Here is a 17,108-nt window from a genome sequence, read left to right as displayed (position 1 = left end):
AAAACAAATGAAAAAAAGATTGATACTAAGCTTAGCAAGTGGTGGAATTTTATTTCCAGTAGTTGCTATAAGTTGTGGGCAAGAATCAAAACCCACCCCTTCTGATCCAGTTGCTGCTTATAAACAAAGCCATGCTGACATTTTAAGCAAAACTCAAGAAACAGTTGTTGTGGCTGATGAACCAAAAGTTACAACAGCATTAACTGCTTATAATACTTTAGATGCAAATATTAAAACATCTTTAACAAGTGAAAAAACATTACTAGATCAACTTAATTCTAAAATTGTAGAACTAAAACAACAAAATCCTACCCCTCCTGTTCAACAACCTCCATTATCGAGAGAAGAAATTACCCAACAAGTAAATTCTAAATCATTAAATGATTTAGGAACACTATATTTTGAAGTTGAACAGCAAACTTCAAATGGGTTTACTTTTAGCCAACGAATAACAGATTTTTCTCAACTTTCTATGTCGCAAGCTTTAAATGCTCGTTCTGGGTTTGCTCCAAAAGATGAAAGAATTCTTTCAACTTTACTAAATGTTCGACTAGCTGATGATAGAAGTGGGTTAATTGCTTTTATACAATTTGGCAATGGAGAAACTAAACAATATAAATTAACTGGATTTGCAGAAGAAAATGGTTATAATAGCCAAGGTAGATTAGAAACTGAAGAAGAGAAAAAAGCTCGTGAAACAACTCAAACTCAATATGCAGTTGAATATAATAATGTTCAAAAGTATGATTATGATTTAAATAATATTCAAAGAGCACTTGATTCTAATGCTTACCCAAGAAGTTTTACAACTACTAATGTAGCAAAAGAAAAATATAATAAAGTAGCAAAAGAATTAAATATGCTTGATTATGATACTGCATCAAAATTTGGGTTTGTTATTCCTAAATATGATGCTTCAGGAAATGTATCAGGTCTAGATGTTCCGACCAGGGGACCAAGAAGCACCACACATTGATATGACCACTATAAGACTTCTGCTCCAAGTCCACAAAGAAATACAGGTTTACCGAGAAAATTAGTTAATGATAATTATGCTGAAGCAGCACTACAATCATATTTACTAAGTTTTAGAGCACCAATATTTACTAATGATGAAGCAATTCAAATTAAACTTGAACAAGCTCTAGAAGCAGTAGAATTTGATATTTATAAAATGGCAGATTTATTAGATGATAAAACTGCAGCTGCTGAAATTAAAAAGCGTTTAGATGATGATAAGGTTTCAAATAGAACAGGTAAGAATACTGAAGCTGTGATTGATGCAGTATTTAAAGATATTATTGCAAAGTTGGAAGCAGAAGGCGGGGGAGATCCTGCTAAAACTGAGAAAATGTATGAAACTAAATATACTCCATTTATTAAAGAACATTGGCAGAAACTTTATGATGCTGTAGATTCTAAAAAAACTTTTTCACCAGATATCTTAACTCGTTTAAAGAATGATATTAATGAAAGAACAGTTCGTGATTATGAATCATTTAAAAATTACAAAAATAGAGCTAAATCTAAAGTTGGTAATGCCGGAACAGCATGAATTTTAGACTATGAGAAAAAAGATGATAATTCATATCCAACTAAATGGTATTTTGCAACTAATTACCATGTTATAAATGGGTGAAATGAAAAAACACTTGATAGCATCCGTATGGATATTCTTGGGAGAACTGACCAAAAACACATCTTTAATGCTATAAAAGTTTTAAGCATTGAAGATAAATTCAATAAAATAGATGTTAACAAAAATGCCTTTAAAAATATTTTTGATGGTCGTAATGTCTTAAAAACTAGTCCATATACTCTTTCAAAAGATGATACTGTTAAAGATAAAGAGGAGTTTATTGATTTTGCAGTTTTTGAAATTGACTTTACAAAATTTGAAGATAAGGATCGTAAAATTGGTGAAGAAATAAAATCCCCACAAGATTTTGCTAAATTCTTTACTAACGATTATGCTAATTTAGATGATAAATTAAAACTTAAAGTTCCTAAATACGATTATGTAAATGATTTTGATAAAATTAACCAACCATTACTTGCCAAACCTGGATCACCTGAAGCAACTAAAGCATATGATAATTTATACGTTGTTTCATATCCAAAAGCAAAACAACAAGGATTTTATGATTTTTACTTAAATGATCATACAGATATAGATCAAAAAGCAGTAATTGAATCAACTCATACTATGTGAACTAATGCTTCATCTACTTGATATGACGTATCTTCACCTAATAAATCAGATGAAAGAACCGTTAAACGTCTTGAAAAAGGTGGAACATTATCTCATATGCTTAACTTAAGACAATTCAAAGATAAACCTGGTGTATATGATAACTTCATCGTTGCTCCACGTTCATCGGGAGATAAATATTTAGAATCACATGATGATAAAAAACAATATGTAAGCAGCGGTATTGGTATGCTACTTAAAAACTTTGAAGTAGGTGGTGGAGCCAGTGGTTCGGCAATTAGAAATCAAAATAATGAAATCATGGGTATTTTAACTACAGTATTCCAATTTTCAACTACTTCAGCAGGGGTAGCAATTCGTTCAAATGGATTTGACTATAAAGGTCTTTATGGAACCTACAACTTACCACAATATGATTTAGTTTATGGTGGCGGGAAAGATCAAAGTAATTCATATCGTGAAGCTTTAGTTAAACTATATCCAAATTCAAATATGAAAACAAACTTAATGCCTGAATCTATTAATAAAGTTCCAACAGGCTACGAATTTAATAAATAATATAAAAACTATATGCAATTTGCATGCATATAGTTTTATTTTAAAAACTTTTATGATAAGTATTAGAATTTTGAATGTACATATAGAAATCATCATTAGGATTATGTGATTCATAGATATTCAATACTTATATGATATTAGTAGATATTAATAAATATTTAGCGGAAATAATTTTTGAATATTTTGTTATTTGTTTTTTGGAAAAGTCACACGCGAGATATTAACAAAATAATTGTCTTTTAATTTTAACATAATTTTTAGATAAAAAAATGTATGAGAAAACAGAAAACACAGCAGTGTTTTCTCGTCGGTTTTGCTTACTTTTGCCAAAAGTAAGGCCCCTTTGATTGCAATCAAAGGCGGGGGATTAAAAAAATTTTAGGTTATCTTATATTGCCGGACAACTTGTCGATAGTTATTTATTTTTTCCATCATATAATCAATTTCTTGCTGAGAGTATTTATCTAAGCTTTTTCCTTTGGGAATGTAATACCTAATTAAGCGGTGCATATTTTCTATTGAACCTTTTTGTCATGAACTATATGGTTGGCATTTAAATAATCTTTCAGTTGGAATAACCTGGTGCAATAAGACATTTTCACTACCATTATCAACTGTTAAAGTTTTAATGTCTAAGTTATGTTTCTTGATTAGTTTTAGAAGAGTTTGTTTGATAGCTTTGGAGTTACGTTTTGAGAGCATAGCATAAGACATTCTGGTTTGCCGTTCAATTATGGTCACAATACAATATGTATCATTGATTTTACCAATAACGGTGTCTAATTCAAAATGGCCGTGTTCAGAGCGATCATTAATATAAGCTGGACGTTTCGAAATTTCTGTAGCATATTTTAATGTTTTAGGTTTAGTTTGCTTCTTCTTTCTTATGCCATATTTGCCTTCAGATTTTTTAACAATATGGTCAAAATCAAGGAAATAAGGGTATTTTTTGATTATTTTATAAATTGTACTAGGTGAAGGAGCAAATTCATCATGGGATAATTTTTTAAAAGAATTCACAAGATAGGTAACTGATTTCTTAACTTCTTTTTGCTGCAAATTCTTTTTATTTCTATTTTTATTGTATGTATTAAGCTCACTATACCAATATTTTCTGTAGGCCTTTCATTTCTCTTTAATTGTATCACTTACAAAAAAGAGTCGCGAAAATGAATAACCTAATAAATGTTCGTATAGTTTAGTAAAATTAAGGGTTTTAACCCACATTACTCTTTTTGAACACTTAGGACAAACATAGCGATTTTGTTTATCTAAACTAAGTGGTTTGCGATTTGTAATAATTTTAATTTTACTTTTTATACTTCGAATGTCTCTATCAAAAATCTTAGCTACTTCTTGGATTGAGAAGCCTTCAGAAAGTTCTTGTAAAATATTATAAAGTTGTTCTAGATCGATTTGATCTGATCTTAATTTTCGTTGTGTCCCAAGAGCTCCTTGCATTTTCAAGATAGTGTTGTAATTCTCTTCGATTTTAAAATGTTGATATTTATTTTCTTTTCGATATTTGTCAAAAACACAAATATATTTTTCTAAATTTTTCATATAATTTTAAGGTCTCCTTTATTTTTTGAAAAATTATCAATACAACTATTTTATTACAAGGCAGACAAAAACAATGTCACATGCAAAAAACTTGCATGTGACATTTCCAATTAATATTAAATATTACTTTTTTATTGAAATTATTTCGAAGTTTTTTTAGCCTCTTCCGGAATATTAACTATTTGAGTTTTGTATTTATCTGCATTTAAATATGAAGATAAGGCACTTTCAAATTTATTTTGGTCTAGTGATGCTCCGGATGCTGAGACCTTCTTAGCATATTCAATTAAGGTATCAATATATTTATCACCTTCATATGCTAAAACTACTCCATCATTAGCATCAACATTTAACATACCATATCCATCACCACCAGCCAAAATAAAGTCATTTGTAACAATGTAGTAATTTTGATTTGGATCAATAGCTTTGTTATTTACCTTAAAGCTTGATGTATCTGCTTCTCAAACATATTCTTCTAATTGTGTTTTAGTATTTAGTTTTTTAACTGCATTAACAGTGTAAGAAATGTTGGTAGATAGTTGGGCAAAACCACCAGCTTTACCAGCACCTAAACCATGTTTTAAAGCTTCAATAACAACCGAACCTTTAACTCTAACAGCAGCGATTCTATTGCCAAATGGGCTGACTGCTAAAGCATCTCCACGTGATATTTCACCTTGTTTTAGGTCAGAACGTAATCCGCCACCATTTAGAAGGCCAATAGTATTATCTAAAGTTCCAACTTCAAAACCTTGTCTTGAACCCCAAGGCTCTTGAGTTACAAATCCTCAAGCTAGCGCATCAGCAGCATAAGTTCCGAGGCTTGTAGGCATTAATCTACCTTTCCAGTATGAAGTTCCATCAATGTTTACACTGGTCACGTGTTCAAATACTCCTGGAGAATCAAAAGCTTTAACTGAGTTTTCTTTAGCAAACACTGTTTTTAGACGTGCTAATAATTTATCACTTAAATTAGCATTGTAAATTTCAATTTGACTAATATCTCTTAAAACTTGGAAAACTTGAGTAATTTTACCAGTAGAAGTATCAAAAGTTATGTCAATATCACCTAAATATTTAGTATATGCTTCAGTTTGAGTTATATAAATATTTTTAGTATCAGTTACTTTATCCTTGTTATTTATTGGAACAAATGAATGGCTGTGGCCATCAATAATTAAATCTAAACCATCACCAGCATCTTGTTGTGCAAGATAATCTGATGTTCAAGTTGCATCGTTTCTACCTGTTCCAAGATGAGTAGCAGCAATAATTAATTTAATTTCAGGATTGTTTTGTTTAATTTCATTAACTGCTTTTTTTAGTTCATCACTTGGTGATCTAAATTCAACTAGTGCCGAATTTTTAGGGTGCGAAGTATAAACTGTATCAGGGGTTGTTAAACCAATGATTGCAACTTTGATTCCGCTTTCTAATTCTTTGATAATGTATGGTTTAAAGACTCTTTTACCAACTAAATTTTGATCATAACGATCTGGTTTGTTGGTTTCATTTGCATAATCTTTGTAGTATACATTAGCTGAGATAAATGGCATTTTAATACCCTCTTTATCTTGAGAAGTGCTTTCATTTAATGCTAAAATATGCTCTAAACCATAGTCAAACTCGTGGTTACCAACAGTAACTGAGTCATATTGCATATATTTAGCAATTTGTGAAATTGTTTTTCCTTTATCCGAATCTGATAAAGGTAAACCTTGAATCATATCACCTGCTGATATTAATAAATCACGTTTCTTATCAGCAAGGTATTTACTGGTTTCCACCATACCAGCATATTTGTTGTATTTAGAGTCATCAAACTCAATTCTTCCATGTTCGTCATTAGAGTGGAAAATCTTTACTGTTCTTAAAGTTGAATTTTCAGATTTTTCTGCTTCTCTTAAACGAGTAAAGAAATAATTGTAATTATGAACTAATGGGGTTAGTTTTGCTTTAGCATTAAAAAATAAATCAAAGATTTTATCTTCAATAGCTGTTTTTTTTGTTTCATCTTTTTCAGATGAAAGTTGTGCTTTTAATTTATCAAGTTCTTTTGCAAAAGTATCAATTGCTTCATTGTAACTTACATTATTTTTTCTATATAAGTCACGTCAGTGTTCTGCAGAATAAACTGGTTCAACACGTGGTATATCTGGATCACCAGCAATAGGTTTATTACTTCCAGAACAAGATACAGCAACTGCAAAACCTGATGATAATGCAGAAATTGTAGATAATTTAAATAGTAATTTCTTGTATTTCATAAATAAGCTCCTAATATATTTTATGTGTATATTTATATTATATAACATCTATAAGAATATGCAATTCATACAACAAGAAAATATTTTAAAATTAGTATTTTTAAAATAAATCTATTTAATATTTAAATTAAAAAATCATATGCAATGTTTTTGCATATGATTTGTTAGTGTTTTTTGGAAAAGTCACTTGCGAGATGTTAACAAAATAATTGTCTTTTAATTTTAACATAATTTTTAGATAAAAAAATGTATGCGAAAACAGAAAACACGGCAGTGTTTTCTCGTCGGTTTTGCTTACTTTTGCCAAAAGTAAGGCCCCTTTGATTGCAATCAAAGGCGGGGGATTAAAAAAAATTTTAGGTTATCTTATATTGCCGTACAACTTGTCGATAGTTATTTATTTTTTCCATCATATAATCAATTTCTTGCTGAGAGTATTTATCTAAGCTTTTTCCTTTGGGAATGTAATACCTAATTAAGCGGTGCATATTTTCTATTGAACCTTTTTGTCATGAACTATATGGTTGGCATTTAAATAGTCTTTCAGTTGGAATAACCTGGTGCAATAAGACATTTTCACTACCATTATCAACTGTTAAAGTTTTAATGTCTAAGTTATGTTTCTTGATTAGTTTGAGAAGAGTTTGTTTTGTAGCTTTGGAGTTGCGTTTTGAGAGCATAGCATAAGACATTCTGGTTTGCCGTTCAATTATGGTCACAATACAATATGTATCATTGATTTTACCAATAACGGTGTCTAATTCAAAATGGCCGTGTTCAGAGCGATCATTAATATAAGCTGGACGTTTTGAAATTTCTGTAGCATATTTTAATGTTTTAGGTTTGGTTTGTTTTTTCTTCCTTATGCCATATTTGCCTTCAGATTTTTTAACAATGTGGTCAAATTCAAGGAAATAAGGGTATTTTTTGATTATTTTATAAATTGTACTAGGTGAAGGAGCAAATTCATCAGGGGATAATTTTTTAAAAGAATTCACAAGATAGGTAACTGATTTCTTAACTTCTTTTTGCTGCAAATTCTTTTTATTTCTATTTTTATTGTATGTATTAAGCTCACTATACCAATATTTTCTGTAGGCCTTTCATTTCTCTTTAATTGCATCACTTACAAAAAAGAGTCGCGAAAATGAATAACCTAATAAATGTTCGTATAGTTTAGTAAAATTAAGGGTTTTAACCCGCATTACTCTTTTTGAACACTTAGCACAAACATAGCGATTGTGTTTATCTAAACTAAGTGGTTTGCGATTTGTAATAATTTGGATTTTACTTTTTATACTTCGAATGTCTCTGTTAGAAATCTTAGCTACTTCTTGGATTGAGAAGCCTTCAGAAAGTTCTTGTAAAATATTAAAAAGTTGTTCTAGATCGATTTGATCTGATCGTAATTTTCGATGCGACTCAAGAGCTCCTTGCATTTTCAAGATAGTGTTGTAATTCTCTTCAATTTTAAAATGTTGATATTTATTTTCTTTTCGATATTTGTCAAAAACACAAATATATTTTTCTAAATTTTTCATATAATTTTAAGGTCTCCTTTCATTTTTTTAAAATTTATTAATACAACTATTTTATTACAAGGCAGACAAAAACAATGTCACATGCAAAAAAACTTGCATGTGACATTTCCAATTAATATATGATTTGTTAGTTAAACTGAGATTGATATAAATTGTAGTAAAAACCTTTTTCTTGTAATAATGATTCGTGAGTTCCTCTTTCGATAATCATTCCATCATTAACTACAAGTATTAAATCAGAATTTTTAATTGTACTTAGCCGATGAGCAATTATAAAAGAAGTTTTATATTCCATTAACCTTAACATTGATTCTTGAACTATTTTTTCAGTGCTTGAATCAATGTTTGAAGTGGCTTCATCTAAAATTAAAATATTTCTATTGGTTAAAATCGCCCTTGTCAAAGACAATAATTGTTTTTGACCTTGAGAAATATTTGACCCATTATTTTCAATTAAGGTATCATATCCATTTTCTAAAGATAAAATAAAGTCATGTGCTTTTGTCATTTTGGCGGCATCGATAATTTCTTCCCTTGATGCTTTTGGATTTGCCTTCTTTAAATTATCAATAATTGTTTCATTAAATAAAAATGAATCTTGTAATACAATTGTCATAATATCCCTTAAATTATTTGTATCAATTTCTTTAAGTTCATGACCATCAATTGTAATGCTTCCAGATGTATAATCATAGTATTTAGACAATAAATTAACAATCGTAGTTTTTCCTGCTCCAGTAGGCCCAACAATAGCAATTTTTTGTCCCCGATTCGCAGAAAAACTTGCTTGTTTTAATTGATATTCTTGAGAATCATTAAGGTATTTAAAAAAAACATTTCTAAATTCTACTGTTCCTTTAACTGATTTATATTCCAATTCATTAGTATTATTATTAAAAGTTTTTCAAGCATAAAATCCATATGGATCATTTGCATCAGTTTCCTCAAATTTATTAGTTTCTTGGTTTAATGATACTTTGACTATTTTTATTTTTTTATCTTTTATAACTGGCTCAGGCTCATTTAATAAATTTCCTACCCGTGTTGCTGATGCCACAGCACTTTGTGCCCCAAATATAGTACCTAGTGCATTTTGAAATGGACCTAAGAAATTTCAATTAAGCGAGATATAAGTTACTATTAAACCAGAAGTAGCAATATTAGTAGTTTGTCCCATAATGCCTGGCACACCTCAAATTGGTTCTTGCCTAAAGAAGAAAAAGGCTGAAATGCCGGCAATCACTAAAATTATACTATTTGACATTATTGAATAAACAATTTCAAAACTTCGAGAAACCAAATCACTTTTAAAACTAACATTTCTAATATCTCTGGTTAACTGTTCAAGTTCTTTTAAAATAGGTTTTTGTTTTTCAAAGGAATTAGTAATTTTTGTATTTGTTAATGTTTCTTCAACAAATGCATTCAACCTTCCAAAAGCATTACGTACTTTTTCAAAGTAAGGTTGAGATTTTTTAATTAACACCATAACACTAAAAAGCATTAGTAAAGTTAATGGTATGACAATTAATGTCAATTTAGCAGAAACTAATAACATCATTATTAAAGATAAACTAATGTTAATAAAAGCATTAATAACCGCTGATAAAACTTGGTTTAATGAAAAAGCAATATTTGTCACATCACCTATAATTGTTGAAATTAAATCACCAGCTTTATTACGATCATAAAAGCTAATATTTAATTTAAGCATTTTCTTTATAATTTTTTTTCTGATATTTGTAGCAGTTCCAAAACTAACTTTAACAAAATATCTATTTTCTAAATATCTAAAAATTCCATAAATAATATAACAAGAAGCTAGAAGCACTAAAATTAGTGCAAAGCGGGTTGTATTAAAATTTTCAAAAGCACTTTTCCCGTTTGCGATAGGATCAAAAAAGGAACTTACAACTAGCCCAACTAATAAACTACCTAAAATATATGCAACGGCATTAATAAAGGAAAAAAGACCACCGAGCATAGTTTGTTTTTTAAAATCTCTAGCGAAAGAAAATAATAGTTTGACTGCTTGCCATGATGAATATTTTTGTTTCATATCTTTCTCCTTATCTTATTGTTCTAATTGATTGTGATAAATATCTTTATATCAATCACATCTAGCAATTAGTTCACTATGACTACCTCAATCAATAATTTCACCATTGTTTAACACTAAAATTTTATCAGCATCTTTAATTGAATTAACTTTTTGAGAAATAATAACCGTTGTACATATATAATTTTGTGCAATATTTTGCACCATTTTTCTGGCTGTTAAATTATCAAGAGCACTAGTTGTATCATCAAGGATTAAAACTTTTGGATTAGTTAATAAAGTACGAGCTACTGATAAACGTTGTTTTTGTCCACCAGATAAATTTTTCCCTCTTTGCTCAACAACATGTTGAAAAGTATCACTGAATGAGTTAACAAAATCAGTTGCACAAGCACTTTCAATTGCCTTATAAAGTTCTTCTTGTGTAGCGTCCTCTTTTGCAAATTTTAAATTTCTTTCAATGGTCCCAGAATAAAGCATAGCTTCTTGAAATACAATTCCAACTTGCTTATGTAATTGTGATGAATTAATTTCATTAACTTCTTTGCCAGCAATTTTTACACTACCTTCAGAATATTTCATATTATTAACTAAAATATTCGCCAGCGTTGATTTACCAGAACCAGTAGGGCCAATAATTCCTAAGGTTTGCCCAGCTTCTAATTTAAAATTAATATTTTTTAAAGCATACTTTTCAGCAGTTTCAGAATATTTATAACTAAAGTTTTTAAATTCAATTGAATATTTGCTTGGATCATTTGGCAATGATTTACCATTATATATTAGTAATTCATCATATTCACAAGTAATTACATCCATGATTCTTTTTGATGATACCCTTGCCCTAAAAAATGTCCCTAAAAACTGCCCAAACATTGAAACACCTAATGCCATCATAAACTCATACTCAATAAAAGTATTAATTTTAGCAATTAATTTACTTACATCTTGAGATGGATTAGCAGCAAGTAACCGATATCCCCCATAAAAAATAAACACAATAACTAAATTAACTGCAAAAAAGAAGAACGGCATACTAATAGAAAAAATATTAAAAATATTAATTCCATTTTTCTTCCATGCTTTATTTGTTTGTTTAAATTTTTGATATTGTTGTTCTTGTAAATTGTATGCTTTGATGAGTCTTGCTCCACTGATTATCTCATTAACTGATTTAGTATTATTATCAATAATTGTTCGACCCTTAATAATTAAAGGCATAACTTTTACTAAAATATATAAAATCGAACCAACAATTAAAGGAACAATTGCAACAATCGTTCAAGTTAAGGTTAAGTCTGTTAAAATTGCAAATGTTAATCCAAATGCTATAAATAATGGCGCTTTAATTAAAGCACTTGTAGCTCCAACTAAAAACTCTCAAAAAACTGCAACGTCATCAGTAATTCTTGTTATCAAAGATTCAACACTAAAATGTGAAATATCTTTTAAGCTAAGTTTTTGATATTTGGCATATAAAATATTCCGATAAAATTCAGAAGCATTTTCACCAGCTCATATTATTATAAATAAGCTGACAAATGATGTTAAAGCGCCGCCTATTATTAATCCTATTGTGCTCAATAATAAAAATATAAATGCTGAAACAAAGTCTTTTGAACTATAAATTACATTTTTAAAAACTTCAATTTCATACAATTCTTTTTTATCGATTAATAGTGGTAAAAATTGCGATATGAAAACTGGAGTTAACATTGTTAACCCAACATTAATGAATAAAAGTAATACACCAAATAAAAATTGAATTTTGATTTTTCTTGGTAAGATTATTAAAGTTTTTATCATAAAAACCTCTTATTCTACTTATAACTAAAATTGTTATAATATAATTATTTTATTAAATTATTTAAAAAAGTTATAAAAAAAATGGCGATCACGAGAGGATTCGAACCTCTGACCACAAGCTTAGAAGGCTCGTGCTCTGTCCTGCTGAGCTACGCGACCACGTGGTATAATTTTAACATAAATTAAAAAAAATCAAAAAAATTCATTATAATTTTTTAATATTAAACTAAAGGAGTAATATGGATATTTTAAAAAAACGAGTTGTTGTAGGACTTAGCGGCGGTGTTGATTCCTCTGTTGCAGCTTATTTGTTAAAAGAGCAAGGTTATGAAGTAGTAGGACTTTTTATGCGTAATTGAGATAGTCTTGCCAACAATGATATTTTAGGAAATAATACCTTAAATGATGAAGCATGCCCACAAGAAGTTGATTATAAAGATGCACTGTCTGTTGCTAAAAAACTTGATATTCCATTGCACCGTGTTGACTTTGTAAAAGAGTATTGGGATAATGTTTTTCAAAATTTTATCGATGAATATGCAAAAGGACGAACCCCTAATCCGGATATTTTATGCAATAAATATATTAAATTCAGTTCATTTGCGAAATATGCATTTGAACAATTAAAAGCTGATTATATTGCAATGGGCCATTATGCTAAAGTCGAAAATGGTTATTTACTGCGAGCGAAAGATCAAGATAAAGATCAAACTTATTTTTTAGCTCAATTGACTAAAAAACAGTTAGAAAAAGTTTTAATGCCACTTTCTGAGTTAACAAAATCAGAAATTCGTAAAATAGCTGCTAATTTAGGTTTAATAACAGCCAATAAAAAAGATTCCACTGGAATTTGTTTTATTGGTGAGCGTAGTTTTGGGAAATTTCTCCAAAATTATATTCCTGCACAAGAAGGAGATATCATCGATATAACTACAGAACAAATTATCGGAAAACATGTTGGTGTTTTTTATTACACAATTGGACAACGTAAAGGCTTGAATCTAGGGGGGATGAAAGAACCATATTATGTCTGTGGTCATGATGTATCACAAAATATTTTATACGTAGCTCAAGGCTCTAAACCCAAATACTTAATTTCAGATTCATTAATTGCTTCAAATTATACTTTTAATAATCTAAATTACAATCCTGAAAATTTAAGTGCTAAATTTAGGTACCGCCAAAAAGATATTAAGGTTAAAATAGAAATTTTAAATGATAAACAAATAAAAGTATTTTACCCAGATACTTCATCAGCAGTTACACCTGGACAACAAGTTGTTTTCTATGATGGAAATTATTGCATTGGCGGAGCTACTATTGATGAATTATTTATTAATAATAAAAAAATTGATTACCTTTAGGAGTAAATATGAAATCAAAAATAATTAGAGAAAAATGACTTAAATTTTTTGAGCAAAATGATCATTTAATAATTCCATCTAAAAGTTTAATCCCACAAAATGATCCTTCATTATTATGAATAAATAGTGGTGTAGCCACATTAAAGGATTATTTTGAAGGCAAAAAAATCCCACCTTCTGGAAAATTGGTTAACTCACAAAAAGTAATTAGAACTAATGATATCGAAAATGTCGGTGTCACTGCCCGCCATCATACCTTTTTTGAAATGTTAGGTAATTTTTCAATTGGAGATTACTTTAAAAAAGAAGCAATTGAATTAGCAACAAAATTTTTGCTTGAGGAATTAAAATTAGATAAATCAAAGTTATATTTTACATATTATTATGAAGATTTAGAAACAAAAGATTTATGAATTAAGCAAGGATTTAGCGAAGAGCATATGATACCCGGAGATAAATCTACTAACTTTTGGGAAGTTGGATCTGGACCATGTGGTCCTAATACTGAAATTTTTTATGACCGTGGGGAAAAATATGATAAAAGAGGTATTGAGCTTTTAAAAAATGATATTGAAAATGATCGTTATGTCGAAATCTGAAATATTGTATTTTCAACTTATAATTCAGATGGTGAAGGCAATTACACAGAATTAAAACAAAAAAATATTGATACTGGGGCAGGTTTTGAAAGAATTGTTTCGATCATGCAAGATGCTCCTACTAACTTTGATACAGATTTATTCCTGCCAATCATCCACCAAGTTGAAAAATATACAAAATATCAATATCAAACCCAAAACTACTTCATTAAAGATATTAAACAAACTGAAATTAACACCTACTTTAAAGTTATTGCGGACCACATGAGATCAGTTGTTAATGCAATTGCTGATGGAGCAAAACCATCTAACGTGGGCCGTGGCTACATAATTCGAAGATTAATTCGCCGCAGTTTATATTTTGCAATCTTACTTAATATTCAAGAACCGATCCTACATAAATTAGTAGAAACAATAAAAGAAACATTGCCATATGAATATGATATTAAACCAATAATAAAAATTATTATCGATGAAGAAGAATCTTTTTCAAGAACAGTTGAAAATGGTAGACAATTATTAAATAAACATATTTCAAGTGGACAAAGCATTTTTGATGGTGCCCTAGCATTCAAATTATTTGAAACGTATGGCTTCCCCATTGAATTAACAGAAGAAATTTTAGCTGCTAAGGGCATCTCAGTAGACAAAGATGCCTATTTAGAAGCAAAAAAACAACATGCAGATTCAAGCCGGGGAACTAAAATTTCGGGTATGGATAAAGTTATTAACTCACTAACTTTAATAAAACAAAAAATTGATAATTTTATAGGTTATGAATTTACACATAATAAAACCAATATACTTCATCTATTAGATGCTGATGCATTTAAAGATTCAATTAACGGAATTGGTTATTTAATTTTGAAAGATACACCTTTTTATGCAACCAGCGGTGGTCAGAGACATGATAAAGGTTATATCTTACAAAACAATATAAAAATTCAAATACTAGATGTATTTAAAGATAAATATGGAAATCATATACATAAAGTAGAAGGCTTAATAAACTTATCAGACCCAATCGAATGTTATGTTGATACACAAATTAGACTTGGTTTAGAAAGAAACCACTCTGGAACTCATTTTTTATTTGCAGCGCTTAGAGATGTTCTAGGACCTGAAATTAAACAACTGGGAAGTGATAATAACGAAGAAAGACTAACTTTTGACTTTCCAGCTGATTCAAAGCCCACTCTTGAACAAATTAACCAAGTTGAAAAATTGGTAAGAAGCTATATTAAATTAAATGCACAAAGACATTATTTAAATATGACTACTAACCAAGCTAAAGAAATGGGCGCTATTATGACACTAGAAGAAGCTGAATATATGAACCCTAATTCTGTAAGGATAGTAAAATTTGATAATATTACAGCTGACTTGTGCGGCGGAACTCACCTTAGTAATTCTGGAAAATTAGAAAACTTTAAAATAGTTAGTGTAGAAAAAAAATCTGCCGCTGTTTTCAGAATTCGTGCAATTTCATCACACAAGCTAGTTAATGAATATCTTGAAAACCAAAAAGATGAATTGCTTTTAGAAGTTAATAAACTTATAAATAGAAATATAAATCTAAACGACAACTATAAATTTAATTTAAATTTATCTGATGATTTAGAACTAGCAATACAACAACTCAATAAAGCAATCTCCTTAATCAGAAATGATTATGTTAAATTACAAAAAGAAAAAGAACAATCTACAATTTTTTCATATGATGAAATTAATTTTAAAAATGTGTCAAACCATAAATATGGATTTATAAAAGTTGCAGCAAATGAAAATATAAAAGTGATAGCAACTACACTAAGAGAAAAATACCAAAATTCAACTTTCTTCATTATTAATGATTTAGAAACTCCAATGCTTGTTGTAGCTTCCAAGACACATAATTCTAATTACCTTGCCCAACAAATATTTAAAGAATTTGGTGGCAAAGGTGGTGGGAATGCAATTTTATCCATGGGTAAAATAGCAAATACAACAAACTTGGAAATATTTATCCAAGAAAAATTAGTATGAGAAAATTAGGATTAGATATTGGAACTAGAACTTGCGGAGTTGCCATAACTGATGAATCAGAAATTATTTCCTCAAATTTGGAAACCCTTCGCTACAATGAAAAAGAAGCTAGCAAAGAGATTACCAATTACATTAGCCAATTATTAAAAACTCATAAAATTGATGGATTGATTATTGGATATCCCTTAAAAATAGATGGAGCCAAAAGCGCTACAACTTTATATGTTGAAAAAATTATTAATCATTTAAAAACAAACATAAATGTGCCAATTTTGTTAATTAATGAACAATATTCCACAAAAAAGGCGCATGAAATTATGCTTAGTGCTGGATTAACTAACCAAAAACGCAAGAAACATAAAGATAAAATAGCTGCCCAATTAATCTTAGATGATTATTTAGAATACTATAAAGATAGACAGGAGATACCATGACTTGAAGAACTATTTTAATAATTTCGGCTGGTGTCGCAATGTTTTTAGGTTTCGGAATTTATATTGGGATCTTAATTTGAACCAAGAAATATACCAAAAAATATAAAGATAAATTACAACGTGAATCATTAGAACAAATTAAATCGTTGCGTAACGATATTGGGATTTTGCCTTTTGAATTAGAAAATTATTTTAAATCCAATGTTAATCCATATGATATTGAAGGCATGATTAATACAATATTTCTTAATAATTATCAAGATAAGTTAATCTTGGCAAAAGAAGAAGAATTTGCTTTTTCGTGTTTAGCGATAAAAACCAAAGGCACAACATATTATGATATCAACAACCTCAGCTTAAATAAATTAAATCAAGGACGTTTAAATCACCCTGATTTATATACTAATCCAATTAACATTTATGATAATCATGTAATTGATTTCCTTGGTGTTTTTAACACTTCATATGACTTAAATACAATTTATAATATGTTTTATTCAAAACTTAAGCCAAATGGAATGATTTGCATTTCATTGGAAAAAATCAAACGTAAAGATCTTAATATTTTTATAAGTTTTCTAAAAGATAAAAAGATTAACTATGAGATATCATACTTTTCATCAAGATTTTTATTTATTACGAATAAAAATCTTGAAAATATAGTAAAATAAAAGGAA

10 protein-coding genes and 1 tRNA gene are annotated in these 17,108 nt (G+C 29.0%); 5 read left to right on the top strand and 6 right to left on the bottom strand.

What is annotated here, in order from left to right; all coding sequences use genetic code 4:
- The first annotated feature begins 7 nt into the window (after nucleotides 1-7).
- A complete protein-coding gene (mip, locus tag AC0B4N_RS00840; protein WP_465102027.1) occupies nucleotides 8-2,770 on the top strand; it encodes an Ig-specific serine endopeptidase MIP in 2,763 nt (920 codons plus the stop codon).
- 378 nt (nucleotides 2,771-3,148) lie between these two features.
- Here mip and AC0B4N_RS00835 read toward each other — a convergent pair whose 3' ends face one another.
- From AC0B4N_RS00835 to AC0B4N_RS00810, 6 genes are all read right to left on the bottom strand, one after another.
- On the bottom strand, nucleotides 3,149-4,333 hold the full coding sequence (locus AC0B4N_RS00835; protein ID WP_465102026.1) for an IS30 family transposase: 1,185 nt from the start codon (nucleotides 4,331-4,333) through the stop codon (nucleotides 3,149-3,151).
- Between the two features lie 140 nt (nucleotides 4,334-4,473).
- On the bottom strand, nucleotides 4,474-6,603 hold the full coding sequence (locus AC0B4N_RS00830) for a bifunctional metallophosphatase/5'-nucleotidase (protein WP_465102025.1): 2,130 nt from the start codon (nucleotides 6,601-6,603) through the stop codon (nucleotides 4,474-4,476).
- Nucleotides 6,604-6,959: 356 nt separating this feature from the next.
- Nucleotides 6,960-8,144 carry an IS30 family transposase gene (locus AC0B4N_RS00825; protein WP_465101895.1) on the bottom strand — a complete coding sequence of 395 codons (1,185 nt, stop codon included), beginning with the start codon at nucleotides 8,142-8,144 and terminating at the stop codon, nucleotides 6,960-6,962.
- Nucleotides 8,145-8,271: 127 nt separating this feature from the next.
- Complete coding sequence (locus AC0B4N_RS00820; RefSeq protein ID WP_465102024.1) at nucleotides 8,272-10,203, bottom strand: ABC transporter ATP-binding protein; 1,932 nt, start codon at nucleotides 10,201-10,203, stop codon at nucleotides 8,272-8,274.
- A gap of 15 nt (nucleotides 10,204-10,218) precedes the next feature.
- Nucleotides 10,219-12,009, bottom strand: coding sequence for an ABC transporter ATP-binding protein (locus tag AC0B4N_RS00815; RefSeq protein WP_465102023.1), 1,791 nt, complete (start codon nucleotides 12,007-12,009; stop codon nucleotides 10,219-10,221).
- Between the two features lie 82 nt (nucleotides 12,010-12,091).
- Nucleotides 12,092-12,168 (bottom strand) — tRNA-Arg (locus AC0B4N_RS00810).
- An 89-nt stretch (nucleotides 12,169-12,257) separates the two neighbouring features.
- Here AC0B4N_RS00810 and mnmA point away from each other — a divergent pair.
- Genes mnmA through AC0B4N_RS00790 form a run of 4 tightly spaced genes read left to right on the top strand, consistent with a single transcriptional unit; the run spans nucleotide 12,258 to nucleotide 17,102 of the window.
- A complete protein-coding gene (gene mnmA, locus AC0B4N_RS00805) occupies nucleotides 12,258-13,373 on the top strand; it encodes a tRNA 2-thiouridine(34) synthase MnmA (protein WP_465102561.1) in 1,116 nt (371 codons plus the stop codon).
- Between the two features lie 8 nt (nucleotides 13,374-13,381).
- The gene (alaS, locus tag AC0B4N_RS00800; protein ID WP_465102022.1) at nucleotides 13,382-16,006 is read left to right on the top strand and encodes an alanine--tRNA ligase; all 2,625 of its coding nucleotides are present in this window, start codon (nucleotides 13,382-13,384) and stop codon (nucleotides 16,004-16,006) included.
- Nucleotides 15,994-16,449 carry a Holliday junction resolvase RuvX gene (gene ruvX, locus AC0B4N_RS00795; protein ID WP_465102021.1) on the top strand — a complete coding sequence of 152 codons (456 nt, stop codon included), beginning with the start codon at nucleotides 15,994-15,996 and terminating at the stop codon, nucleotides 16,447-16,449. Before alaS ends, ruvX begins: the two co-directional genes overlap by 13 nt.
- Nucleotides 16,428-17,102, top strand: a complete 675-nt coding sequence (locus AC0B4N_RS00790; protein ID WP_465102020.1) for a BC85_0335 family putative methyltransferase — start codon at nucleotides 16,428-16,430, stop codon at nucleotides 17,100-17,102. The genes ruvX and AC0B4N_RS00790 overlap by 22 nt, the downstream gene beginning before the upstream one ends.
- Nucleotides 17,103-17,108: the final 6 nt, after the last annotated feature.

This window comes from Mycoplasma sp. 13536, assembly GCF_055523495.1.
The sequence above is the reverse complement of the archived record's forward strand: the minus strand, read 5'-3'. Positions and strand labels throughout refer to the sequence as shown.